We start from the raw sequence: 25675 nt of genomic DNA, 5'->3' as shown, positions 1-25675 counted from the left end.
TGCGGGAGGAGACGGAAGATGAGCGAATGGTATGAGAGAAGCTTCGGGGAAGACTACTTGATCGTGTACAAACACCGGGATTTTTGCGGGGCCCGGCGTGAGGTGGAGGCGATGATCGGCTGGCTGCACCTGCCTCAGGGCGCCAAAGTGCTGGATTTATGCTGCGGCATGGGCCGGCATTCCGTGGCGCTCGCCCAGGCGGGGTATGAGGTAACCGGCGTGGACCTGTCCGAGGTGCTGCTGCGGGAAGCCCGGAAGCTGGACGGGGCGGAGCGCGTTACCTGGATCCGTTCCGACATGCGGCAGCTGCCGCTTACGGGCGGTTTTGATGCGGTGGTCAATCTGTTTACATCGTTCGGGTACTTTGAGGAGGACGAGGAGCAGGTTAAGGTGCTGCGGGAAGTCTGGCGGATGCTGAAGCCGGGCGGAAAGTTTGTGATCGACTACTTAAATCCGGCCTATGTGATTAAACATCTGGTGCCGCAATCCACCCGTGAGGACGGTGATACCTTGATCGATGAAACACGGCGGATTGAAGACAGCTATGTTAAAAAAGATATCGTCCTGACCTCCAGGGTGGACAGCACTCCGCGCGTTTATCAGGAGCGGGTGAAGCTGTACCCGCTGGAGCCATTCCGCGGGCTGATCTCCGCAGCCGGCCTGTCGCTGGAAGCCGTGCACGGCAGCTACAACGAGGATGAATATCATGCGGAGACTTCCACCCGCATGATATTCACCGGGATCCGGCCCGAGTAATGGTTTCGGGCCGGAATTTGCGCGGCAGCGGCGGGGACGGCATGCGAGGGGCGGAGATTACGCGCTGGGAGGGCGGTATCCTGCGGGCTTCGATGCCGATGGCGCCGCCGCTGCGCCAGGTGAACAGCTATATTCTGCCGGAGGAAGACGGCAGTCTCACCGTAATCGATCCCGGCCCGCATACGCCGGAGACGGAGCTGGCCTGGGCAGGGGTGCTGGCGGAGCTGGGCAGCGCATGGACGGCGGTGCGCCGTATCGTCGTGACCCATCATCACCCCGACCACTACGGCCTGGCCGGCTGGCTGCAGGAACACAGCGGCAGCCGGGTCTGGATGAGCCGGCGTGCCTATCAGGAGGCGCAGATGTCCTGGGGGCCGGCGGCCACCCTGAACGAAGCGCTGCCGCAGCTCTTCGCCCTGCACGGCATGCCGGCCCCGTGGCTGGCGGCGGTGCGGGAGCACCTGGAGAGCTTCGCGCCCCAGGTGACGCCGCAGCCGGAGGTCGATTTCATCGACCCGGCGGCACCGTTTGCGATGGGCGGCCGGACGTGGCGCCCGCTGCTGACCGGCGGGCATGCGCCGGGCCATCTGTCGTTCCACCATGCCGCCAGCGGCCAGCTGCTGTGCGGCGATGCCGTGCTGCCGCAGATCTCGCCGAACGTCGGCCTTCAGCCCGGCAGCGACCCCCAGCCGCTGCTCACCTTCCTGGAGGGGCTGCGGCTGCTGGAGAGCGTCCCGGTCACGCTGGCGTTCCCGGGACACCGGGAGCCGTTCACCGGGTTCACGGCCCGGGTGCAGAGCCTGCTCCGTCATCACGAGGAGCGGCTGGACACGGTGGCGGGCCTCCTGGAGGGCGGCCCGCTGAGCGGGTTCGCGGTCTGCGAGGCACTGTTCCGCAGCCGGGTGTCCAGCGCGCACCAGATGCGCTTTGCCATGAGCGAGACGCTGGCGCATCTCGCCGAGCTGGTGCGCCGGGAGCGGGCGGAGCTGCTAGAGCCCGCTCCCGGCGCTGCGGTGTTCGCGGCGCTGCGGTAGGCGCGCCGCGGTCTGGCGCCGCTGCTGCGCGCGCGGCGCTGGTTCGGTCGCCGCGCCTGCGGTGCGCGGCGGGGGCTCCGTGCACCTGCCCTGCGGTGCACGCCGCTGCAGTGCCACGCGCACGGACAGCCGCGCGCGTGATTGCGCATCCGCAGGGCCGGCGCTGGGCGGCCCGGCATGACGGCTTGTCCGCCTGAACGAGCGGACTGAGGAGCCGTTATTTGCTGCAGCGGGCCGGTTTCCTGCGCCCAACGGACAGGAAAGCCGCTATTTGCGGAGAAGTGCCCATTGTCCGGGGCAAATCACCTGAATAGCGGCTCTGGAGTCCGTATGATTGTAACATGAGGCCCAGCAGCCCAAATAACGGCTCTAGAGTCCGTATGGGCAATCCATGCGCAGTTGGCGCGTCGGCCTAACCCGGTCAGTCTGCAAAGGGTGCAGCGGCTCCCCGCACAACGTACTCCATCACCGCTAAACGACCTGCTCTAGTATTCGTTGTAAGCTTTACCTCTATCGCCTCTCAATGCCCTGCTCCTAGCGCCTCTCAATGCCCTGCTCCTAATGATCGCCGCCATACCGCGCTCCCGGCTACTTATAGACTCCGCAGAGGTATCCGCCTGCCCGAACGCGTCCGCCACTCTTCTAGCGAGACGCGCGCCATACCGCTTCCGGTTTACTCCGGTGCCTCTTCGGCAGCGACTTTTTTGGCTGCGGGTTCGATGTCTTCGGGCTGATGCGGCAGACCGAGCTCCTTCTCCCGTTCCGCCTGCTTGCGGTGGGCGATGCGGCTGCTGGCCGCAGCGGCGATGGCGCCGACGATGTCGTCGAGGAAGGTGTTCACCTCGCCGGTGCTTTTATCGTTCAGCCGTTCCAGCACGCCGGGCTTCAGCTTGTCTACATAGCCGTAGTTCGTAAACCCGATGCTGCCGTATACATTCACGATGGAGAAGGCCAGAATTTCGTCCACTCCATACAAGCTTTCGTCATGCCGGATCATATCCTGCAAAGGTCCGAACAGCTTGCCCTCCTCGCCCAGCACATCAAGCTGGATGCCGGTCAGCACCGCATTTTGCACCTCGCGCTTGCTCAGCACCATTTCGACGTTGTGGATGCATTCGTCCATCGTGAGTCCGGGATAATATTTCTTTTGCAGGAACTGCACCAGCTCTGCGATTTCCTCTACCGTGACTCCGCGTTTGTGCAGCCAATACTTGGTCGATTCTGCAACCGCCTTGCTGTTAAGGCTGTAAGGAATTTTGGCATCTGCCATGATTGGTCACCCCATTGACATTATAGTTGTGAAACTTCACCGCATAGAGATTGTACTGATCAACACCCGGCATGTCCAAAAAAATGGATCTGGGAGCAGGCACCCGTTTTATTTATACCCGCTTTTGTAAACTGTGAGTCCGCTTATCTTCCAGCGGGCCTGCTCTACCCGCCTGCATTTATCATTGGACCGGACAGAATATCTTGGCCAAAGTTTTGGATAAGCCGTTGTTATTTTTCAGACGAAGGGCTCGTATACATAGCAGTACCAGCGTCAGCAACAGCTGATATCAGGATTTGAAAGGGGTAGTGAATGATGAAACCTAAACATACGGTTCGCGGCTTGTCCGCGGCATGCCTGCTGGCGGTTCCGCTGGCGCTTTCCGGCTGCGGCCTGTTCGGCTCGGAGTCAGCCGCCGTGGATCCGCCGCCGGAAGAGGTCGAAGCGCAAATGCTTCAGATCAGCGGAGAAACCACGCTGGATACCGGCGTATTTGCGCCGATATCCGGCGAGGAGACCGTGAATACCGCAGACAGCGGGGTGGCCGCAGAGACGGGCGGCGCGGCGCGGGCCGCCGGGGACCGGACCACCGTCTTCCTGGAAGACGGCAACGGCCTGCTGGCTCCGGTGTCGGTCAGCCTGGCAGGCGGCGGTGAAGCTTCGCTGCTGGAATCCTCGCTGACAGCGCTTGTCAGCAAGGGAGAATACGCGGCGGCGCTGCCGGAAGGCTTCAAGGGCGTGCTTCCTGCCGGAACCGAAGTGAAGACGGTCTCTGTGGATAAGGATCGTATCGCCGTAGTGGAATTTAACTCGGCTTTTAACGACTACGATCCGGCCGATGAACGGAAAATCCTTGAAGCTGTAACCTGGACGCTGACCGGACTGAATGATATTCAGGGCGTCCAGCTTTGGGTGGACGGCAAGAAGCTGACCGAAATGCCGCTGCTGGGCACTCCGCTGGACCGGCCGCTCACGCGCAGCTTCGGCATCAATCTGCCGAAGGTAGGCTCGCTGCTGATGAATTCCAGCGCGGTAACCGTCTATTTCAGCGCTGCTACACCCGATGGCACTCAACAATATTATGTTCCGGTTACACGGTTTGTACCCGCCGGACAAGAGCCGGTAGAAGCTGCACTGAATGAGCTGATCGCCGGCCCGACGCCGCAGCAGGGGCTGGAAATGGTCATGACGGGGGGAACGGAGCTCACGGGAGTGGAAGCCGGCCAGAACGGCGTGGTCACCGTCTCGCTGACGGACGATATGTTTGCAGACGGCTCGGATGTGCCTGAGGAAATGCTGGAGTCCGTCGTGCTGACGGTTGCGCAGAATGCCGGGGATGCCCCGGTACAAATCCGCCTTAACGGCAAGGATACCGTTACCGGTACGAATAATGTCAATTACGGCCAGCCGGTGTCCGCGCCGGATTATGTGAACGAGCTGGCGCTGTAGCGGCGCTTTCCGGACGAAAAGATGCTTTTATGGCTCCTCTTTGGTAGAATGAAGGTCCAAACCATACCAATTGCTACTGATGTAGGAGGCTAACTTGATGAGATCAAACGGACGACAAGACGACCAGCTCCGGCCGCTCACCATAACGACACAGACGAACAAATACGCGGAAGGCTCCGTAATCATTGAAATGGGAGATACCAAGGTGATCTGCACGGCGACGGTGGATGAGAAGGTACCTCCGTTCCTCAAAGGGCAAGGCAAAGGCTGGGTCACTGCCGAGTATTCGATGCTGCCCCGGGCAACGCAGGCGCGCAACCAGCGGGAAGCCGCGCGCGGCAAGCTGACCGGACGCACCATGGAGATCCAGCGGTTGATTGGCCGGGCGCTCCGTTCCGTAGTGAACCTGCAGGCGCTTGGTGAACGCAGCATTACGCTGGACTGCGATGTCATTCAGGCCGATGGGGGGACGCGGACGGCTTCGATTACGGGCGCTTTTGTCGCTATGGCTTTTGCCATTAACAAAATCGCGCTGCAGCACAAGCTGGCCGTATTTCCGATCACCGATTATCTGGCTGCGGTCAGTGTCGGCATCGTCGGCGACAAGGCGCTGCTGGACCTCAATTATGAGGAGGATTCCAAAGCCCAGGTCGACATGAATGTCGTGATGACGGGCGGCGGCGCTTTTGTAGAGCTGCAGGGCACCGGCGAAGAGCGGCCATTCACCCGCCAGGAACTGGATCAGCTGCTAGGGCTTGGCGAGAAGGGAATCCAGGAGCTGATCGCTGCGCAGCAGGAAGCGCTCGGGCCCATCGCCCTCAAGATTCCTGCGGGCCAGCCGGGCCAGGAGGTGTAGGATGAGCGGTAACGCAATCCTCATTTTGGCGACCAAGAACAAAGGCAAGGTGCGTGAGTTTGAGCATGCTTTTGCCCCGCTGGGATTGACGGTCCGCAGCATGTTCGACTACCCGCAGCTGCCGGACGTAGTGGAGGACGGTGCAACCTTCGCCGAGAATGCGCTGAAGAAGTCCAAGGCCGTCGGCGATGCGCTCAGGCTGCCGGTGCTGGCGGACGATTCCGGGCTGTGTGTGGATGCGCTGGACGGCAGACCCGGGGTCTACTCTGCACGCTATGCCGGAGAAGACGCAAATGACGAGGCTAATAATTTGAAGCTCCTGGGCGAGCTGGAGGGGCTGAAGCAGGGCGAGGATACCGACCAGCCGCTGCTCAGCCCGGCCCGGTTCGTCTGTGCGCTGTCGCTGTATGACCCTGCGGACGGGCGGGAACTTACCGCCGAAGGGTCCGTCGAAGGCTGGATCACCTCCGAGCCTGCAGGCGGAGGAGGCTTCGGCTACGACCCGCTGTTTTATTTGCCGGAGTTCGGGAAGACGATGGCTGAGCTGACGCTTGAAGAGAAGCAGGGTATCAGCCATCGCGGCCGGGCGCTGCGGCTGCTGACGGAGAAGCTGGCGGCTTCGCGCCAATAAGGGCTGCAGGTGGCGAGCTGACACATGCTATGTTCCGCTATGTAACATAAAGTTACATGATGAACCCTGTTTTCCAGCTTGCAATGGATTTAACCCTTGATGGGATCAATCCATTACTCGCCGGTTTTTCAAAAACCATAGTGAGGAAGAAGCAACCTGTCCGCAACCTTGCGGACAGGTTTTTTTGTCATAATGCTGATTTTATCATATTATGAAACGCTTACACAAAAAAAAGAAAGATTATTTCTTTTTATTTTATTTTTATGAAAAAATACTTCATTATTTTGGAATGATCTGCTATACTCCTAAGAAAGAGAGGGCGAAGTGAAGAAATGTGACATGAATGCGTACAGGCTCTCGTCTTACACCACTATTAAGGGGGATTTTGAATGAGAACAAACAGAACGGGCTTTATTCTGTCATTGCTGGCTGTAATGCTGCTGGCCGGCTGTGGAGGAAACGGCAATTCACCGGCACCGGCCAGCTCTGCGAATGGAGCCGAGCCTTCTGCCGGACAGAGCGAAGCACCCAAGGCGGAACCTGTTACCCTGGAGTTTTGGACCATTGCCCTCCAGCCGACCTTTAATGATTATTTCAATGATCTCATTGCGAAATATGAGGAAAGCCACCCCGGCGTGACTGTGGAATGGAAAGACTACCCGTACGATGCCATCTCACAGCGCCTGCTGACGAGTACAGCCAGCGGCAACAGCCCCGATGTGGTCAACCTGAACACTGAATTCGCGAGCCAACTGGGCAGCAAAGGCGCCCTGCTGAATCTTTCGGATTACCTTACAGCCGAACAGGCGGGTGCTTATTTTGACGGCATCTACAACTCAACCGTATTGGACGGCAAAGCCTATGCGCTGCCATGGTATACAGGTACGGAGGTTCTGTTCATGAACAAAAAGCTGGTGGAAGAAGCCGGCCTCGATCCGGCCAATCCGCCGCAAACCCGCGATGAGCTGACGGAGTGGGCGCGCCAGATTCATGAGAAGACCGGAGCCGCCGGTTACGCGCAGCAGCTCGTTTCCAAGCTGTTCCCGATAGACGGAATCTCCATCCTGAATGAAGACAAGACGGCTGCGGCCTTTAATACGCCTGAAGCCGAGGCCATGATCTCGAATATGCGCAGTCTGATGGAAGAAGGCGTGGTGCTGAAGGAAGATGCGGATTTCACGAAGCAAATCCAATATTTCTCCGGTGAGCAGGTAGCCTTCCAGTTATCAGGTCCTACCTTTATCAACTTTATCAAGACCTCGGCACCGGAAGTTTATGCGAACACGATTGCGGTTCCGCTGCCTACTGGCAAGGCGGGCCTCCGCCTCTCCAACTCCATGAATGTGGTAGTGCCTGCGAAGTCGAAGAATCCGGAGCAGGCCGTGGAGTTTGCGGCATTTATAACGAGCGCAGACAATCAAACGGCATTCTCCAAGGTAGCCAATACGCTGCCGTCGACCAAGGCCTCCATCACAGACCCGTTCTTTACAGAATCCGACGGCTCGCTTGAAGCGGAAGCCAAGGTGGTCTCTTCCCAGAGCTTGGACAAGGCAACTGACTATATGGTCGGCGTTCCCAGTGCATCCGATATTAACTCCGCACTCGCCCGCGGTCTTCAGGAGATTCTGCTGAACGGAGCCGATATCAAGCAAACGCTGGATGCGGTGGAGAAGGAAGTGAACGGAATCATTGCTCAGGCTTCGTAAGCCGCTTACAGATCGGGGAGGCACTGCCCTCCCCTTAACAGGTTGCAGTGACGGGGAGGGAGGAATATCGAATGAAGAGCTGGTTGCGTTCGGAATCTTTCAGCGCTTGGGCGTTTATGACGCCGGGCCTTTTGTTTCTTGCCATTTTTACCTTTTGGCCGATCCTCTATGGGATTCCGCTTTCATTAACCGATTACTCGGTCATCGCCGAGACCCATTATGTCGGGTTTGACAATTTCACCAGAGCTTTTCAGGATAAGAATTTTACCATTTCCTTATGGAATTCACTGGTCTACGTCCTTATTGTTCCGGTTATCCAGATCGTGTCCATCCTGATGGCTATTCTGGTCAACAGCCGTATTCCGGGTGTGAAGATGTTCAGGGCGGCGTACTATATTCCGGTTGTCACTTCGATGGTAGCGGTGGCGCTCATCTGGAGCTGGCTGCTGGGCCATAACGGCGTCGTTAATTATCTGCTGATCCAGACCGGAATCATCAGTGAGCAGGTCTCCTGGCTGTCGAGCAGCAGCACTGCGCTGTATGTTCTGATGTTCATCACCATGTGGAAGGGCCTCGGTTATTACATGATGCTCTACCTGGCAGGTCTTCAGGGCATTCCCGCGGATTTATATGAAGCCGGCAGAGTGGACGGGGCCAGTTCGATGAAGCTCATCTGGCATGTGACGATTCCGCTGCTGCGCCCGCACATCCTGTTCTGTACGCTGATTTCGATCATGGGGGCAGTCCGGGTGTTCGATGAGGTATACATCCTGACCAAGGGCGGACCGGGGACCTCGACGCTGACCTCAAGCGTGTATATTTTTCAAAAAGGGCTGGAGCAGTTCAACTTCGGTTATGCCTCGGCGCTCGGTCTGATTGTCAGTGTGATTATTGGAGCGCTTAGCGTCCTGGTGTTCCGCTTTAACCGGAAAGGCGGGGTGAATTCCTATTGAGTACCATGAGCGGATCCTTTAAGCCTTTGAAAAAAGGTGCCCGGTATACGGTCACTTACCTGCTGCTGATTGTGCTGGCTGTATTCATGATGGGCCCCTTTCTCTGGCTGCTTAGCGTGTCGCTGATGCCCGGCCGAAATGTGTTCTCCAATCCGCCGGCCATTCTGCCCACCTTCATTGACTTCGATAACTACGTGCAGGTCTGGCAGTTCATGTCCTTTCCGCGCTATATAACGAATACAGTCATTATCGCCGCACTTGGCGTGGTCTTTAATGTCCTGCTGGCAAGCATGACGGCCTATCCGCTGGCGGTCTTTCAGTTCAAAGGCAGGGGCCTCGTCTTTTCCCTGCTGGTCGCGACCATGATTATTCCTTCTTCGACGGCGATGATTGTCCATTACCTGACCATCCAGGCCTTTCATCTGGGCAATTCCTATCTGGGCGTCGTGCTTCCGGCGGCGGTGTCGGTGTTCAATATTTTCCTGATGCGGCAGACCTTTCTGGGTGTTCCTTCGGATATCCGGGATTCCGGGAAGATGGACGGCGCTTCGGAGTTCCGCATTTTCTGGCAGCTGGTCCTGCCTCTGGTCAAACCGGGGATTGCGGTGATTGTGCTGCTGGAGGTTATGGCGTTCTGGAATAACTTCCTGTGGCCTATCGTCATCCTGGAGGACCCCACCAAATATCCGCTGGCCGCCGCGCTGACGTATCTGAACGGCCAGTTCTCGTACAACTTCGGCTGGATTGCCGCCGGAACCATGATTTCGGTTACCCCGATTATTCTTGTCTTCCTGTTTACGCAGCGGTACTACATGGAAGGCATTGCAGGTGCGATTAAAGGTTAAGAGGAGGCTGGAATGATGACGCTGTCACCGCGGGAACGGCAGTATTACTTTCGGGATTATTACGACCAGGGCGAGGAGCTGGTGCTGGAAGGGGCGCAGCTGAGATGCGAGCTGTCCTCCCGGTTCGCCATGAACCAGAACTACGAAGGGCATCTGCCAGCAGACGGGCCTATCGTGATTATAGAACCGCCGGGTCCGGGAGTAGAGACAACGGAGCGGGGCAATGCCGCTTTGCTGCTTGAATATGAGGGCACGCTTAAGGCGGACGGCTACCGTCTGGATATTGATAAGGAAGCGAAGATTACCATAGCTGCTTCAGGTAAAAGAGGGCTGCGCTACGGGATGGACGCGCTGCACCGGCTGCTCAGAATCGAAGACGGCAAGTGCCGTCTGCCGGTGGCTGCGGTTCACGATGAGCCGTCTTTTCCGGTCCGCGGCATTATCGAGGGCTTCTACGGCACCCCATGGAGCTTTGAAGACCGGATGGATTCCGTCCGCTATATGGCGGCACACCGGATGAATGCTTTTATGTATGCACCCAAGGATGATCCGTATCACCGTGAACTGTGGCGTGAGCCCTATCCGGAAGAGATCTTCGCCAGGATCGCTGAGCTGAAGCAGGAATGCGATAAGCATCTGGTGGACTTCTATTATTGCATCAGCCCCGGGAATGATCTGCAGTTTCGCAGTGAATCCGATTTTGCCAGCCTGGAGGCGAAGCTTGCGGCGATGATCTCCATCGGTGTCCGGCATTTTGCGCTGCTGATGGATGATATTGATTATGTGCTGACCGGAGACAACCTGCATTACCTGGAGCGGTCCGGTCTTGCCCATGCCTTTGTAGCCAACCGTGTTCATGACTATCTAAGCAGTCAGATGCAGGGGGCTACCCTCGCGATGTGTCCTTCGGAATATTGGTCCTACTGGGATACCGAGTATAAGCGGGACATCCGCGGGAAGCTGCATGCGGAGATCAAAGTGTTCTGGACCGGCTATTTCGTGTTTGCTCCGCAGATCGGAAGCAGGCATGCCCAGGATAACAGTGGTTATTACGGACATGACTTATGGCTATGGGACAACATCCCGGTGAACGACTGTGACCATGACCGGCTGTTTCTGGACCCGGTACGCGGACGTTATTCGCAGCTTGGCCGGACAGGACACCAGGCCGTTGTCGCCAATCCGATGAATCAATGGGAATGCTCAAAGATTACACTGAATACCATGGCCCACTATATGTGGAACAGTGAACGTTATATGCCCGAGCTCTCCTGGGAGCTGTCGGTCCGGGAATTTGCCGGGGAACTGGAGGAGGAGATGATGTTCTTCTGCCGCCAGAATCTGAACAGCCGCCTTTACACCGGAGGATATGAGGAACTGAAAGAGGCTGTGAACAGCAAGGATATCCCACAGCTGGATGTATATTTCGACCGTCTGGAGCATTCGGCTTCCCGGCTGCTTGAGCTGGACAATCCGAAGTTCAGGGAAGAGGCGGAGCCATGGCTGCAAAGAGCACTGGCCGATGTGGCACTGTGGAGAGCCGTACGGGAGAAGGTAACCGGCCCGGGCGGACCCGGAGCGGATGAAGAGCTGCGCGGGCGGGCGGAAGCCTGCCGGGCATTCCCGGTCCGTCTGGGGAGTGATCCGGCCTGGAGAGCAGCCGAAGCCTGGGGGCTTGCCGCCCTGGAAGGGAAGAGCGGATACCGGCTGACCATGACACACGGGGAGTTATGAGGTGCTGGAATGGATAGGGGCCTTGACAGAAAGGAAGGCGGATGAGGATGGCGAATCGGTATACTATCGCTTTTGTGCCGCTCGATGAGCGGCCCTGTAATTATGAATTTCCTCCCCTGTTAGCCAAGGGAACGGAGTTTGAAGTGCTGCGGCCTCCGGTGCAGCTGATGGGACTTAAGAAGCGTCCCGGAGATACGGACGGCTTATGGAGCTGGTTTGAAGAGGCCTGCAGCCGGGCGGACGGGGCGGTGGTCGCTCTGGATACATTGCTGTACGGCGGAATTATTCCTTCCAGACTGCACAGCCTGAAGTTGGAGGAGCTTGCTGCACGGCTGGAGAAGCTGCGTGAACTTAAAGCGCGGCAGCCGGAGCTGGTTATTTATGCGTTTCAGCTCATTATGCGCTGTCCGCAGTATTCCATCTCGGACGAGGAGCCGGATTATTACGCCGATTGGGGCAGGGAGATTTTCCGCAAAGGATTTATCGGCCACCGCAGGGAGCTGGGCAACGCGGCAGCTGAAGAACTGCAGGAGCTTGAGGATATCGACACCCGCCTGCCGCAGGACATTCTGGAGGATTATCTTTCCCGGCGCAGCATTAATATTGAAGCAAACAAGCTGGTGCTGGAGCTGGTGAAGGACGGGATTATTGAGTTTATGATTTTCCCGCAGGATGACTCGGCACCCTTCGGGCATACCGCCAAAGACCAGCAAAAGGTCCGCGCGCGGATTACAGAGCTTGATTTGGAGCTGAAGGTGTATATGTACCCCGGCGCAGACGAAGTGGGCTGCACGCTTCTGGCGCGGATGATAAATAAAACCAAAGGGACCGTACCGCTGATTTATCCGCGGCTGTCTTCGGTGCAGGGAGCATTCGTTACTCCGCTGTATGAGGATCGTTTCTTCTATGAGACACTGAAGTATCAGATTCTCGCGGCAGGCGGGCTGATTGCCTCCAGCGCCAGGGAGGCGGACCTCGTGCTGCTCCTGAATACACCGGGAGAGACGATGGCGGAAGCGGTATCGCAGCAGCATGCTTTTTATAGCTACGATGTGTACCGGAACTTGATGGAGCTTGTGGAATACGGCAATTATATGATAAGGCAGCAGGGAATGCCGGTTGCCGTTGCGGATGTCGGCTATGCCAACGGCGGTGACCAGAAGCTGGTGAAGCTGCTCCGCGAGAAGGGGCTGCTGTTTGACCTTGCGGGGTATGCCGGCTGGAATACAAGCTCTAATACGCTGGGAACCGTCATTGCGCAAGCGCTGATCTATCTTCATTACGGACGGACGCAGGAGCATTTGGACTTCCTGGCCCTCCGGTATGCCGAAGATGTGTGCTACTGCTCGGTTGTCCGCGGCGAGCTTAGCGAAGGTCCGGTCCAGGAAATGGGCTTCGGCAAATATTTGCTCGACGGGCAACGGGGAAGCGTCTCGCGCCTGGTCGAACAGCGGCTGCGGCAGGAGCTGGCGGCGAGGATTGACGGGACAGGCGGAAGGGTGGAGATTACCGACTGCTACATGCCGTGGAACCGGATGTTTGAAGTGGGACTGTCCGTTCGTTTCGAGCCGGCCGGGGAATACAGCGAACATTAGACTTTTAAGAGAGAGGGTGGGGACCCTGAATCCGATCATGCAGAAGCTGCGTCGTGGACTTATCGTATCCTGTCAGGCACTTCCGGGTGAACCGCTGCACGGTGCCGGTATTATGGCGCGTATGGCGGCCGCCGCCGAAGAAGGAGGGGCTGCGGGCATCCGGGCCAACGGTGCTGCGGACATCCGGGCCATCAAGAGCACCGTATCGCTGCCGGTTATCGGTATTGTGAAGCGGGATTACCCCGGTTCGCCTGTGTATATTACGCCGACGCTGAAAGAAATTGACGAGCTGCTGGAAGCGGGAGCGGATATGATTGCTTTTGATGCTACAAGCCAGAAACGGCCGGGAGACAGCACGGTGGAGCAGATTGCCGCCTTTCTGAAAGAGAGCGGCACGCCTTCGATGGCGGATATTTCAATTCTGGAGGAGGCTCTGCTGGCCGAATCCTTGGGAGCGGACTGCGTCTCAACAACCCTCTCGGGCTATACACCGTATTCCCTGCAGCGGGAAGGGCCGGACTTCGGGCTGCTGCGAAGTGCAGTGGAGCGCTTGTCCATTCCGGTTATTGCCGAGGGCAGGATCACTGAACCCGCCCAGGTCCGGCAGGCGCTTGAGCTCGGTGCCTTCGGGGTAGTGGTGGGCTCGGCCATCACCAGGCCCCAATTAATTACCGGGCGGTTTATGGCAGCAATTAGAGAGGTGGCTGTTAGCAATGGAAATGACGGATCGGATTAACACATATTATCCTTCCATGACCAAATCGGAGCAGAAGGTGGCCCGTTGTGTGCTGGAGCACCCGGATAATATTATTTACTTCTCGGTGACTGAGCTTGCGGATTTCGCCGGTACAGGCGAAACCACAGTGATGCGCTTTTGCCGCAAAATCGGGTTCAAGGGCTACCAGGACTTCAAGCTGATGCTTGCCCAGGGGTTGCCGAAGCAGCAAGCCTTGTCCGGCCGTGAAGACAGAGACGGTGATTACCCGACGCATCTGTACGAGTCCATGGTTGACGTTCTTCAGTCCAGTCTGAGCATGCTGGACCGGAGCCAGCTTGAGGAGGCTGTCAGCCGGATTGATGTGGCCCGCCATGTGCAGTTTTTTGGCGTAGGCTCATCGGCGATTACGGCACTGGATGCGAAGAACCGCTTCCTGCGGATCGGGCGGCGTGTTGAAGCCATCGCAGACAGTCATATCCAGTCGATGATGGCCGTAACGATGGGCGAAGGAGATATTGCCTTCGGCATCAGTGTTTCCGGAAGCACGCTGGATACCAATGATATGTTAATGAAAGCGAAGCAGAACGGTGCTCTGATTATTGCCATGACCAATTACGCGAAGTCGCCTATTGCGTCCATCGCCGATATCGTCCTGCTTACTGCCGGTAAAGAGTCGCCCCTGGAAGGCGGATCAATCGGTGCGAAGATTTCCCAGCTGTTCATTATCGACCTGATCTGCGAGGGATTGGAGCGCAGGCATACGGACGAAACGAAGAGAATGAAGGAACGGACGGCCAGGGCTGTCATCGACCGTATCTATTAGGGATGTACCGCAGCCTTGGTCTATAGCAGAGGCTCTTGATCTCAGAACACAGGGCCATTGGGAGGAGTGAGTGAATGAGACGGGTCATCGGGGTAGATATCGGCGGGACGGCCATTAAAGGTCTGGTGCTCGACGAGATGGGCAATGTATGGGCTGAAGCGGGGAGTGTCACGGAGGCCCGCCAGGGAAGAGAAGCGATCCTCGGCAAGCTGTACACTGTCATCAGAGAGCTGTTGGAGGCCTGTCCGGCTGAAGCCATCGGCATAGCTTCAGCCGGCAGAGTGAATACGGGCAGCGGTGAAGTGGTATACGCTACAGATAATCTGCCCGGATGGCAGGGAGTCCAGCTTGCCGGCTGGGCGGAGGCGACTTTTGCACTGCCTGCAGCTGCCGATAACGATGCCAACGCCGCTCTCCTTGGAGAAGCCTGGCAGGGGGCCGGCCGCGGACGGCGGAGCCTGGCCATGCTCACGCTGGGTACCGGAGTCGGGGGCGCGTTCATGATTGAAGGTGTGCTCAGCAGGGGAAAGCGCTGGAGCGGCGGAGATTTCGGGCACAGTATTCTGTTCCCCGGCGGACGGCCCTGCAACTGCGGCCGAAGGGGCTGTGCCGAACAATATGTCTCAGGCTCGGCGCTGCTGCGGCTCGGGCAAGAGCTGACGGGCCGGACGTATACACACGGTTCGGAAATTATGGCGGAAGCGAGACGGGGAGAGCCGGGCGCCCTGCGGGTTCTTAACGACTACACAACTGACTTGGCGGTTGTCCTTGATAATATTGCCGTCACACTCGATCCCGAGCTTATTGTGATTGGCGGCGGGGTTATTCATGACCGGGACGTGTGGTGGAAGCTGCTGAAGAATGGGCTGCAGGGCGAAGGGGTTTACCCTATGGTTGCGGCGGCGGAGCTCGGCAACCGGGCGGGCTGCTTCGGAGCGGCCAAGCTGGCGCTGGATGGCCTGCGGCGGCAAGCGGAAAGCTATGAACAGGAGGATACGGCATGACAACCGGACGAGTTAAAGAAAGTGATGTAATCATTGTCGGCGGCGGACTGGGAGGGACGGCGGCGGCTCTCTCCGCCGCCAAAGCGGGGATGCGCGTCATTCTGACCGAGGAGACGGATTGGCTCGGGGGACAGCTGACCGTGCAAGCCGTTCCGCCGGATGAGCACCGCTGGATTGAGAGCTCGGGCAGCACGGCCTCTTACCGGGAATTCCGCACCAGGGTGCGGGAATATTACAGACGGAACTATCCGCTGACGGAGTCGGCGAAGCAGGATCCGCTGCTGAATCCCGGGAACGGCTGGGTCAGCCGTCTGGCCCATGAGCCAAAGGTTGCCCTCAGCGTGCTTCATGAAATGCTGGCTCCTTATGTGAACACCGGGCGTATCGAAGTGCTCTATCATACGGTTCCTGTTCATGCCGAAACGTCGGGGGATGAGGTCACTGCGGTAACTGTACTACATACGCTGAAGGGCACCGAAATCAAGCTGTCGGGGCGTTATTACCTGGATGCCACTGAATGCGGGGATCTGCTGCCAATGGCCGGAGTGGAGTACAGAAGCGGCGCCGAATCCCGGCAGGAAACAGGCGAACCGCATGCGCTGGAGGAAGCGGACCCGCTCGACATGCAGTCGATTACGCATGTGGCTGCCGTAGATTATTTGCCGGACGGTGATTTTACGATAGAACGCCCTGCGGACTATGACTATTGGCGTCAATATGTGCCGTCCTTCTCGCTGTATCCCATACTCAGCTGGTACGCATCGGATGCAGAGGATACAAGCAAGCTGAAGCAGTTCACGATGTTCCCGAACAATGAAGGGATCGTATCGCTTTGGGATTACCGGAGGATTGTCGATCCTGCGATCTGGAGCCTGCCGCTGAACGCGGGTGAAGTCACTCTGCTGAACTGGGCCTTGAACGATTATTATGCCGGTCCACTGATCGGAGTATCTCCGGAGGAACGGGAGCAGCATTTGCGGGGAGCCCGGCAGCTGACCTTGTCGCTTGTCTACTGGCTTCAGACCGAGGCGCCCCGGCTGGATGGCGGAAAGGGGTATCCGGGGGTCCGGCTGAGAGGCGATGTACTGGGAACAGAGGACGGGCTGGCGAAGTCTCCCTATATCCGCGAAGCGAGAAGAATCCGCGGGCTTTACACAGTGACCGAGCAGGATGTGAGCAAGGAACTGCGCGGCGAAGCGGGACCTCTGCGCTATGAGGACAGTGTCGGCGTCGGCAGCTATCATCTGGATCTTCATCCTACGACCGTATCCCAGCGCACCTTCTACATCCCGAATCATCCGTATGAAATTCCGCTCGGTTCATTGATTCCTGTCCGCGTAACCAATCTGCTTCCGGCATGCAAAAATATTTCGATGACCCAGATTGCCAACGGCTGCTACCGCCTTCATCCTACGGAGTGGAATATTGGTGAATCCGCCGGGCTTCTGGCCAGCTATGCCATTGCCAACAATATTCTGCCGCGTGAGGTTCATGCGGCGGCCGGGCATCGCCAGGCTTATCAGCAGCTGCTGATCGATCATGGCGTCCAGCTCCATTGGACCGAGGCGGAGCTGGGGCAGGTGTAACGGAAGCTTCGCCTCCGGAGCGGAGCATCTGCCACCGATGCGGAGTTACAGCCGCCGGGGGGCAGCGCTGCGGCTGCCGGCTGAGAGCCGGGCGGCGAAGCCGGTAAGCCGAATCGAAGCAGGAAGGACCGTGCGGCGGCACGGTCCTCTTTGTTTGGGAAGCTATAGATGTTGAGGAAAGCCAGCACAAGTTCACACATCATTAGTTGGAAAATCGCTACTTAATTTTCATCTGCATGGGAAAGTTCGCGAATCTAGTTGGAAAATCGCCACTTAATATGGGTGAAATTCATGCCTTGCACTAATACCGGCCAAATTATGTGGAGATAATCGACTTAGATTGCTGAGATCCGTAAAAAAGGCAATATTAGTGTGCGGTAATCGAACTATTTGCTGTAAACGATTGAGATGGATTGCCCATGACGAAGAGTCATCCCTCTTGGAATTAGAAATCAGATAATAATATCCCTATAAAATGGAAATTTCCCCCTAGAATATTGGCTCAATTTGTATGAGAATAGAGTTGCCTTCAATTCTATCCCTTCCATGCCTACCCTACAAGGACACGAACCCCTCCCACACACCTTTAAGCGGTATTGACCTATTGCAGCAGCATTTAATCCAGGCCCGTACTTGTATACTCTGCTACCTTTAGCACCGGAGTGTTGTTTGCGCATGCCCGTTGTGCTAATTGTAACTCCAATTCTACCAACACCCAATTTCATAGATTACAGAGTGAAGGCGAATCCGGTACAGGAGGTGGGCGCTGGTCTTAAGAACAGCAAAGCCGTGCGATCCATTGAACCTTAGGAGGTAGATACCGAAATGAGGCCTTTTGCCAAAAAAAACCGCAAACCGTTATTGCTCGGACTGGTTGCTGCACTGCTGATTACGCTCATTCCTGCGCTGGGCCCAGGCGCCAAGACCGTCAACGCGGCAACCAATTATAAGCTGGTAGGATACTACGCCTCGTGGGCCGCATATGGACGGGCTTTTAATGTCAGCGATATTGACCCGACCAAGCTGAATGTGATCAATTATGCTTTTGCCGATATTTGCTGGAATGGCATCCACGGCAACCCCGACCCGACCGGACCGAATCCGGTGACCTGGACCTGTCAGAACGAGCAAGGCCAGGCGATCAGCGTGCCGAACGGAACGATTGTGCTGGGCGATCCCTGGATCGATGCGCAGAAGAGCTTCGGCGATGACAAATGGGATGATCCGATCAAAGGCAATCTGAAGCAGCTTTGGAAGCTCAAGGAGCGGAATCCCGATTTAAAAACCATCATCTCCGTCGGCGGCTGGACCTGGTCGAACCGTTTCTCGGATGTGGCGGCATCCGCGCAGACGCGTGAGGTGTTCGCCAATTCGGCGGTCGATTTCATCCGTAAATACAAGATGGACGGCGTGGATCTGGACTGGGAGTATCCGGTAAGCGGCGGCCTGGCGGGCAACAGTTACCGGCCCGAAGATAAACAGAATTACGTCCTCCTTCTGCAAAAAATCCGGGAAAAGCTGAACGCCGCCGGTACGGCCGACGGTAAAACGTATCTCCTGACCATCGCCTCCGGCGCCGGTCCGGCGTTCGTGCAGAACAACAACCTTGCCGGCATCGCTTCCGTTGTCGACTGGATTAATATTATGACCTATGACTTCAACGGCAGCTGGAATACGACCACCGGGCACAATGCACCGCTCTATTACGATCCGGCTGCGGCTTCCTCGGGCTTGACCGACCCGGCCAATTACAATATCGATAAGGCGGTCACAACTTATTTGTCAAACGGTGTTCCGGCAAGCAAGCTGGTGCTGGGCGTTCCGTTCTACGGGCGCGGCTGGGGCGGGGCTCCAAGCACCGGGAACGGCCAATACCAGGTATCCGCCGGTATTTCCTCCACCGGCACCTGGGAGAAGGGCAATTATGATTTCTCTGATCTTGAAGCCAACTATATCAACAAAAACGGCTATACCCGCTACTGGAACAACACCGCTAAGGTTCCTTACTTGTATAATCCGTCGAATCAGACCTTTATCAGCTACGATGATGTGGAATCCCTGGGCTACAAGACCAGCTATCTGAAATCCAAGGGGCTGGCCGGGGCGATGTTCTGGGAGACCAGCGGCGACCGGAATAAGACGTTGACTAATAAACTGTTTGCCGATCTGGGCGGCGGAGTGGTTGTGGTTACGCCTACGCCAACAGCAACAGCAACGCCAACGGCTACCCCGACGCCGACCGCCACACCGAGTGCAACGCCAACGGCCACGGTCAAGCCGACCGCCACCGCTACGCCAACGGTCACACCGACACCTTCAGCGACGGCTACGCCGACGCCGGGCCAGTGTACCGTAGCGGCCTGGAGCGCGGCCGCAGTCTACACCCAAGGCCAGCAGGCCTCCTACGGCGGCATGATCTACGAGGCCAAGTGGTGGACGCAGGGCGACCGTCCCGACCAGAGCGGCGCCTACGGCCCGTGGAAGGTGATCGGGCCGTGCGGCGGCACGGCCACACCTGCGCCCAGTGCCACTGTGACGCCGTCGCCGACCACTGCGCCGACCCCAACGCCGACGGCGACCGTAGCTCCGACCGCCAGCCCGTCACCGACGGCGGGCGCCGCGGCCTGGGCAGCGGGCGTAGCCTATAAAGCCGGCGATATCGTCTCGTACGGCGGCCAGCGGTATTTCTGCCAGCAGGCCCATACCTCGCTGGCCGGCTGGGAGCCGGCAACCACACCGGCGCTGTGGAAGCTGCAGTAACTGATATCACGGTCCATTTGATATAAGGCCCGCGCTCCGCAGGAGCTTGCAGGTTCTCTTTGCCGGAGTGACCTGCACCTTGCGGAGCGTTCATACCCTGGAATAATTCAATGGAAGGAGAACGATGTTCATGTCCATAAAGAAGCCCAACCATGCCAGGCGGCCCCGGACTGCCCGCTTCCTCGCTGCTGCCCTGGCTGTCCTGCTGCTGCTGCCGGTTTATGCGGCTTGGCCGGGCCGAACGGAGGAGCAAGCTTTTGCCGCCGGGACTGCGCCTGAAGCGCCTGCACCGGCTGCCGATCATCCGCGCAAGATCATTGCCTATTTTCCCGAATGGGGCGATCAGGCTAACAAAGGTTACTACACCGTGGACAAAATCCCGTGGGGCCAAATTACCCACATTAATTATGCTTTTGCCAAGGTGAACGCCCAGAATCAGATTGATTTCCTGGACCGGACCGCAGCCATCGAAAAGGATTATCCCGGCCAGCTGGCCGATGTACCGTTCAAGGGGCATTTCAACCAGCTCGTCAAATACAAGCGGCTGTATCCGGATGTACGTACGCTGATCTCGGTCGGCGGCTGGTCCGCTTCGGGCGGGTTCTATACCATGGCAAGCACCGAAGCCGGCCGTGAGACGTTCGCGAACAGCGTGGTGAGCTTCCTGCGCACCTACCAGTTCAACGGTGTCGACATTGACTGGGAGTACCCTTCGGGGACGGCCCAATCCGGCAACCCGAACGATTTTGCAGCGGCGGAGCCGTTGCGCGGAGTGAACTACGACAACTACGTGCTACTGCTGAAGAAGCTGCGGGAGAAGCTGGATCTGGCCGGTGCGCAGGATAACCAGAAGTATGATTTGACCGTCGCCGCCACAGCCTCCTCATGGATCCTCGGAGGAATGAAGCTGGGTGAAGCGAACCGTTACCTCGATTGGGCGAACCTGATGACCTACGATTTCCACGGTGCCTGGAACGGCTATGTCGGCCCGCATTCCGCGCTCTATCCCGATGCCAGAGATACAGAGACTGCGGCGCTCGGCACGCCGGTGCTGAATACGGATTGGGCTGTCCGGTATTACCTGGGCACCCTGCCGCCCGAGAAGATTGTTATCGGGGTTCCGTATTACTCGCGCGGCTGGAAGAATGTGAACGGCGGGGTCAATAACACGGGGCTTTACGGTTCGGCGGCAACTACAGGCGGAGGGGCGGACGGAGATTTCGGCATCTGGAACGATCCTGCGCCGGAGCAGCCTGCCGGGGCTAATCCGATCTGGCATATCCTGAATTTGCTGAAGAATCCGGCCAATCAGCGGTATTTCGATCCGGTGACCAAGACGCCCTACCTCTACAACGCGGCCCAAAAGGTGTTCCTGACCTACGAGGACCAGGAGTCGCTCGGCTACAAACTGGCTTATATTAAGGAAAAAGGGCTCGGCGGCATGATGTTCTGGGAGCTTACCGGTGACTACTCGCTGCAGGCGGACGGCACGTACACCTATGGCAGCTCGCTGACCACTTATGCCTACGAGCAGCTGAAGTCGGCTTCGCCTCCCGGCGGTCCGGTGGGGCCGCAGCTGCCGGCTCCGGCCGATTTCGACGTCGCTTTCAGCGGCAGCTACGATCATCCGAATTACACCTATACACTCAAAATCTCCAATAGCACCGGGGCGGCAATCCCCGGCGGCTGGAAGCTGGAGTTCGATCTGCCGACCACGACGGCCTTAACCTCGGTATGGGGAGCGGGGGCCGTGGAGCAAATCGCCTCGGCCTGGGATTTCAACCGCTACCGGATAACAGGCACTGCATCGCAAAGCATTGCGGATAGAGGAGCTCTGGAGCTGCAAGGGATGATGAAGCTCAGCTTCTCCGGCGGTCCGCAGCGGATTACCCTGAACGGCAGCTCCTCGCGGAGCGAGTACGATAGGCTGTATGGCGGGACAACGCCGACCCCGACACCGGGTGCCACGGCTACACCAACGGCGACAGTAACGCCTACGGTAAAGCCTACTTCCACGCCAACGCCTACGCCGAGCGCAACGCCTACGGCAACGGCCAAGCCGACAGCAACTCCAACACCAACGGCCACGCCCACAGTATCGCCGACCGTCAAGCCTTCGGCCACGCCAACCGCGACTCCCGTGCCAACGCCCACACCCGGACAGTGCAGCGTAGCTGCCTGGAGCGCTACGGCCGTTTACACCCAAGGCCAGCAGGCCTCCTATGGCGGCATTATTTACGAGGCCAAATGGTGGACCCAGGGCGACCGTCCTGACCAGAGCGGCGCTTATGGCCCGTGGAAGGTGATCGGGCCGTGCGGCGGAACGGCCACGGCAACGCCGGGCGTTACGGCTGCGCCGACTACGGCCGTGACACCGGCACCGACTGCGGCCGTGACGCCATCGCCAACGGCTGCACCGACCTCAACGCCGACCGCCACTGTAGCTCCGACCGCCAGTCCGTCACCGACGGCGGGAGCCGCGGCGTGGGCTGCGGGCGTAGCCTATAAGGCCGGCGACATCGTCTCGTACGGCGGCCAGCGGTATATTTGCCAGCAGGCCCATACCTCGCTGGCCGGCTGGGAGCCGGCCGCAGCGCCTGCGCTGTGGAAGCTGCAGTAGCAACATAAACAAAAGCTTGCAGAACAGGCAGCGCCTGAAGTCTGCAAGCTTGTTTTATGCACCCGGGCGCTTGGCCTGCTGCTGCGCACCTGCCCGCTGCGTTCACGGCGGCGTTAACAGCCTCCGCTGTTTTTCAGTCCGGCATATTTCCAGTGGCTCTGGAATACTTCCTGCACCTTGTCTTTCAGTGCCTCCAGGTCATGGCTGCGGATGAAATCCCAGCCCAGCCAGTTGAAGCCCGCACCTGCGGGCAAGCCCGGGTCCACTTCCGGATGAAGCATGACGAAATGACGTTCCGTTGCCTGCTGTGCCAAGCTTTTACCGGTAACAAAATCCGTAACCGGCTGAATTTCCTGCAGCCTGTCTTTCTGTGCCAGCAGCAGCAGCGGATTGACCAGCGCCCCGTCCTCCGGCCAAATAACCGTTACATGCTCCAGCTCCTTGCAGGCCTGTGCGAACAGCCAGGGGATCACATAGATTGCGGCACCCTCCGGATTTAACTCCGCAGACTCCACCGTCTTCACCATCACCCGGCCATGCCAGCCGTCCTTCACGTTATCCGCCAGCCGGATAATCCCGTCCTCGCCGGATTGCTTGTAAAGCGTCAACAGCAGCAGCTCCGATATTTTGCTTGAGGAGCCGACGGCGATGATTTGGTCCTTGTATTCCGGACGGAGCAGATCGCTCCAGCTGCAGGGTACTGGGAGCCCGCCCAGATGACGGTGATCGATCATCAGCACATACGGATACACGCCGTAGACCGTAAACGCATCCTGCGGGTCCCGGAACTGGCCGGCCTCGAAATATGGGGTCTCGCGCAGCGGAACGGATTTGAAATGCCCTGCAGAAACCAGCGTATCCATAAACGGCTTGTGAAAAAAACTCCCCAGCCCGAAGCCGGTTACGGCTGCTGGAAATGCATTAATGTGCCCGGCCTGCCATACCTCCGCATAAGCGCCGCCGCTGCATTTTTCCGGAAGATAGCTGCTCAGCCGCCGGCCTCCCCGGGCCTCATACTCCCGGGTCCATTCCTCGAACGAAATGCGAAATACATCGCGCAACGCGCAGATGGTGTTCCCCAGAAAATGCAGCTCTCCTGCCGGAACCGTACTCTGTACTGCTTCAACATGACTCATAAACTATGTTCACTCCTTCCGCAATGTATGATCTTTAAGCTCTGATGTACAAATATATCCAGTTTTGTTGATCATAGTCTCATTATCACACTAAAAACAATGGAGTACTCGTAATTAGCAGGTTGTCTTTGTGGAAATTGTGTGGAATTTTTGCTGAAAAATACCGTTCGGGGCTTCATAAGCTCCCATAGGATGCAATATAATGGCTATACCGGGGAAAAACGGCTTCCAAGAAAAAGTTGCAACGCATGGTGCCGTTCGTTCGTTATAAAGAGTATATAGCGAAAGGTGGTGGGTTCACCTTGGAAGGTTGGATTCTTTGGTTGATCGCAGCGGGGATCTTGTTAGTAGTCGAAATGTTTGCGCTTACTTTTTATCTGCTGTGGCTGTGTATCGGTTGTGTGGCGGCCGCACTCATTTCATTTCTTTTTCCGGAAGCGATTATACTGCAGGTTGCTGTCGGTTCTGTAGCTGCACTGGTGCTTACCGTGTTTACGAAGCCGCTTGCGGCTAAGCTGCGCGGAACGCGGGGATTCCATGATACCGGTGTCGAGATTGTCGGCAGGCAGGGCATTGTCGTGGAACCGATCGTTCCCGGGCGGTACGGGCAGGTGAAGGTTGGCGGAGATACCTGGAGCGCTACTTCGGTGCAGGCGCTGGGCAAGGATGAAGCGGTTATGGTGATCCGCAGGGGCAATACCATTATTGAAGTGGAAAGATGGGGGGATGGTTACTGATGCAATGGGCCATTGTAGGGATTATAGTTGCTGTTGTTGTCGTATTTATTGCGCTTACCATCAAGATCGTACCGCAGCAGCGGGTTGGTGTCGTGGAACGTCTCGGTAAATTCCACCGGCTGCTGACGCCGGGTCTGAATGTCCTGATTCCGGTAATCGACCAGGTGCGGACGTATCATGATCTACGGATTCAGCAGGCCAATGTGCCGCCGCAGACGGTCATTACCAAGGATAACGTGCAGGTACAGATCGACACGATTATCTTCTACCAGGTAGTGGGTCCGGAACAGGCAACCTACGGTATTTCCGATTATGTGTACGGGGTCCGCAATATTTCGACGGCCACCATGCGTCAGATTATCGGTAAGCTGGAGCTGGATGAAACCCTGTCCGGCCGGGAAAAAATCTCCGCCGATATCCGGCTCGCCCTGGATGAAGCGACCGAGAAGTGGGGCGTGCGCATCGAACGTGTGGAAGTCATCGACATCAAGCCGCCGCTCGATATCCAGGAAGCGATGGATAAGCAGATGAAGGCCGAGCGCAGCAAGCGTGCGATCGTGCTTGAGGCGGAAGCCGCCAAGCAGGATATGATCCTGCGCGCCGAAGGGGATAAGCAGAGCAAGATTCTGAAGGCCGAAGGGGATAAGGAAGCGCGGATCCGTCAGGCGGAAGGTCTGCGGCAGGCGCAGGAGCTGGAAGCGCTCGGTCAGGCCAAGGCCATTCAGGCCGTGGCCGAAGCGGAGCAGTCCCGGATCGCGCTTATCGCGAGTGCAGGCCTGGATGAGCGGGTGCTTGCCTACCAGTCCTTTGAAGCGTTGACCGATATCGCGAAGGGCCCGGCCAACAAGGTGTTCCTGCCGTCCAGCGCCGTCGAAGCGCTCGGCAGCCTCGGCGCCATCTCCGAGGTGTTCAAGGACGGCAAGGCGGGCAAGCAGTCCTGATCACATTTACAATTGCGTCCGCTTCCTTTAAAGTAAAGGCAACACGTTTAAAGGAGAAGATCGAATGACGCAGAAACCAATTTCTCCGCTTGTCGAATTGCTGGGCCTGGAGCCGCATGTCGAGGGCGGATGGTACAAGAGATTATGGGCTTCATCCTTTGAAATTCCGCAGGAAACACTGGGCAGCCGCTATTCCGGCTCCCGGGCCTCGGCCTCCTCGATTTATTTCCTGCTGCATCCGGGCGAGGAATCCGCCTGGCACACCGTGCTATCCGATGAGATCTGGCTGTGGCATTCCGGCAGTCCGATTGCGCTTAGCTTCGGCGGCAGCGGCGAGCAGCCGGAGAATGTGACCGAGGTGATCCTCGGCCCGGACATTGCCGCCGGACAGCGGCCTCAGGCCGTCGTTCCTTCAGGCGTATGGCAGGCGGCACGGCCGCTCGGCGACGAGCCGGTGCTGGTCTCCTGCATTGTCTCCCCGGAGTTCCGCTTCGACGACTTCAAATTAATTGAAGAGTAAG

21 protein-coding genes are annotated in these 25675 nt (G+C 57.8%); 19 read left to right on the top strand and 2 right to left on the bottom strand.

Annotated features, from left to right (window positions below; genetic code table 11):
- The first annotated feature begins 18 nt into the window (after positions 1-18).
- On the top strand, positions 19-756 hold the full coding sequence (locus tag F1381_RS19935; RefSeq protein WP_151736597.1) for a class I SAM-dependent methyltransferase: 738 nt from the start codon (positions 19-21) through the stop codon (positions 754-756).
- A complete protein-coding gene (locus F1381_RS19930; RefSeq protein ID WP_246188115.1) occupies positions 756-1790 on the top strand; it encodes an MBL fold metallo-hydrolase in 1035 nt (344 codons plus the stop codon). The genes F1381_RS19935 and F1381_RS19930 overlap by 1 nt, the downstream gene beginning before the upstream one ends.
- Before the next feature lie 673 nt (positions 1791-2463).
- Here the strand turns inward: F1381_RS19930 and F1381_RS19925 are convergent.
- Positions 2464-3060, bottom strand: coding sequence for a phosphatidylglycerophosphatase A family protein (locus F1381_RS19925; RefSeq protein ID WP_151736596.1), 597 nt, complete (start codon positions 3058-3060; stop codon positions 2464-2466).
- Between the two features lie 315 nt (positions 3061-3375).
- On the opposite strand from F1381_RS19925, the gene F1381_RS19920 reads away from it, so the two are divergent.
- From F1381_RS19920 to F1381_RS19855, 14 genes are all read left to right on the top strand, one after another.
- On the top strand, positions 3376-4509 hold the full coding sequence (locus F1381_RS19920; RefSeq protein WP_151736674.1) for a GerMN domain-containing protein: 1134 nt from the start codon (positions 3376-3378) through the stop codon (positions 4507-4509).
- 97 nt (positions 4510-4606) lie between these two features.
- A complete protein-coding gene (gene rph / locus F1381_RS19915; protein WP_151736595.1) occupies positions 4607-5365 on the top strand; it encodes a ribonuclease PH in 759 nt (252 codons plus the stop codon).
- Between the two features lies 1 nt (position 5366).
- A complete protein-coding gene (locus F1381_RS19910) occupies positions 5367-5996 on the top strand; it encodes an XTP/dITP diphosphatase (RefSeq protein WP_151736594.1) in 630 nt (209 codons plus the stop codon).
- Positions 5997-6385: 389 nt separating this feature from the next.
- A complete protein-coding gene (locus F1381_RS19905; RefSeq protein WP_151736593.1) occupies positions 6386-7702 on the top strand; it encodes an ABC transporter substrate-binding protein in 1317 nt (438 codons plus the stop codon).
- Between the two features lie 71 nt (positions 7703-7773).
- Positions 7774-8655, top strand: a complete 882-nt coding sequence (locus F1381_RS19900) for a carbohydrate ABC transporter permease (RefSeq protein WP_151736592.1) — start codon at positions 7774-7776, stop codon at positions 8653-8655.
- A gap of 86 nt (positions 8656-8741) precedes the next feature.
- The gene (locus F1381_RS19895; RefSeq protein ID WP_425495285.1) at positions 8742-9500 is read left to right on the top strand and encodes a carbohydrate ABC transporter permease; all 759 of its coding nucleotides are present in this window, start codon (positions 8742-8744) and stop codon (positions 9498-9500) included.
- A 15-nt stretch (positions 9501-9515) separates the two neighbouring features.
- Positions 9516-11234, top strand: coding sequence for a protein O-GlcNAcase (locus F1381_RS19890; protein WP_151736673.1), 1719 nt, complete (start codon positions 9516-9518; stop codon positions 11232-11234).
- Between the two features lie 47 nt (positions 11235-11281).
- Positions 11282-12829 carry a DUF4127 family protein gene (locus F1381_RS19885; protein WP_246188114.1) on the top strand — a complete coding sequence of 516 codons (1548 nt, stop codon included), beginning with the start codon at positions 11282-11284 and terminating at the stop codon, positions 12827-12829.
- 37 nt (positions 12830-12866) lie between these two features.
- Positions 12867-13565, top strand: a complete 699-nt coding sequence (locus tag F1381_RS19880; RefSeq protein ID WP_187355471.1) for an N-acetylmannosamine-6-phosphate 2-epimerase — start codon at positions 12867-12869, stop codon at positions 13563-13565.
- Complete coding sequence (locus F1381_RS19875) at positions 13543-14370, top strand: MurR/RpiR family transcriptional regulator (protein ID WP_151736590.1); 828 nt, start codon at positions 13543-13545, stop codon at positions 14368-14370. The genes F1381_RS19880 and F1381_RS19875 overlap by 23 nt, the downstream gene beginning before the upstream one ends.
- A 74-nt stretch (positions 14371-14444) precedes the next feature.
- Positions 14445-15374, top strand: coding sequence for an ROK family protein (locus tag F1381_RS19870; protein ID WP_151736589.1), 930 nt, complete (start codon positions 14445-14447; stop codon positions 15372-15374).
- Positions 15371-16960, top strand: a complete 1590-nt coding sequence (locus F1381_RS19865) for an FAD-dependent oxidoreductase (protein ID WP_151736588.1) — start codon at positions 15371-15373, stop codon at positions 16958-16960. Before F1381_RS19870 ends, F1381_RS19865 begins: the two co-directional genes overlap by 4 nt.
- An 825-nt stretch (positions 16961-17785) precedes the next feature.
- A complete protein-coding gene (locus F1381_RS19860; RefSeq protein WP_151736587.1) occupies positions 17786-19720 on the top strand; it encodes a glycosyl hydrolase family 18 protein in 1935 nt (644 codons plus the stop codon).
- Positions 19721-19850: 130 nt separating this feature from the next.
- Positions 19851-22340 carry a glycosyl hydrolase family 18 protein gene (locus F1381_RS19855; protein ID WP_187355467.1) on the top strand — a complete coding sequence of 830 codons (2490 nt, stop codon included), beginning with the start codon at positions 19851-19853 and terminating at the stop codon, positions 22338-22340.
- Between the two features lie 113 nt (positions 22341-22453).
- Here F1381_RS19855 and F1381_RS19850 read toward each other — a convergent pair whose 3' ends face one another.
- Positions 22454-23476: an ABC transporter substrate-binding protein gene (locus tag F1381_RS19850; RefSeq protein WP_151736585.1), complete on the bottom strand. Its 1023-nt coding sequence runs from the start codon at positions 23474-23476 to the stop codon at positions 22454-22456.
- Between the two features lie 341 nt (positions 23477-23817).
- Between F1381_RS19850 and F1381_RS19845 the strand changes: the two genes are divergently transcribed.
- The 3 genes from F1381_RS19845 to F1381_RS19835 all read left to right on the top strand — a co-directional run bounded on the left by F1381_RS19845 (position 23818) and on the right by F1381_RS19835 (position 25674).
- Positions 23818-24213, top strand: coding sequence for an NfeD family protein (locus tag F1381_RS19845; RefSeq protein WP_246188112.1), 396 nt, complete (start codon positions 23818-23820; stop codon positions 24211-24213).
- Positions 24213-25154 carry an SPFH domain-containing protein gene (locus tag F1381_RS19840; protein WP_151736583.1) on the top strand — a complete coding sequence of 314 codons (942 nt, stop codon included), beginning with the start codon at positions 24213-24215 and terminating at the stop codon, positions 25152-25154. Before F1381_RS19845 ends, F1381_RS19840 begins: the two co-directional genes overlap by 1 nt.
- Before the next feature lie 64 nt (positions 25155-25218).
- Positions 25219-25674, top strand: a complete 456-nt coding sequence (locus tag F1381_RS19835; protein WP_151736582.1) for a cupin domain-containing protein — start codon at positions 25219-25221, stop codon at positions 25672-25674.
- The last annotated feature ends 1 nt before the right edge of the window (position 25675 follow it).

Origin of the sequence: Paenibacillus tengchongensis (assembly GCF_008973665.1) — a bacterium.
Lineage (GTDB): Bacteria > Bacillota > Bacilli > Paenibacillales > Paenibacillaceae > Paenibacillus_AQ > Paenibacillus_AQ tengchongensis.
This window is presented reverse-complemented; position numbering and strand designations above follow the sequence as displayed.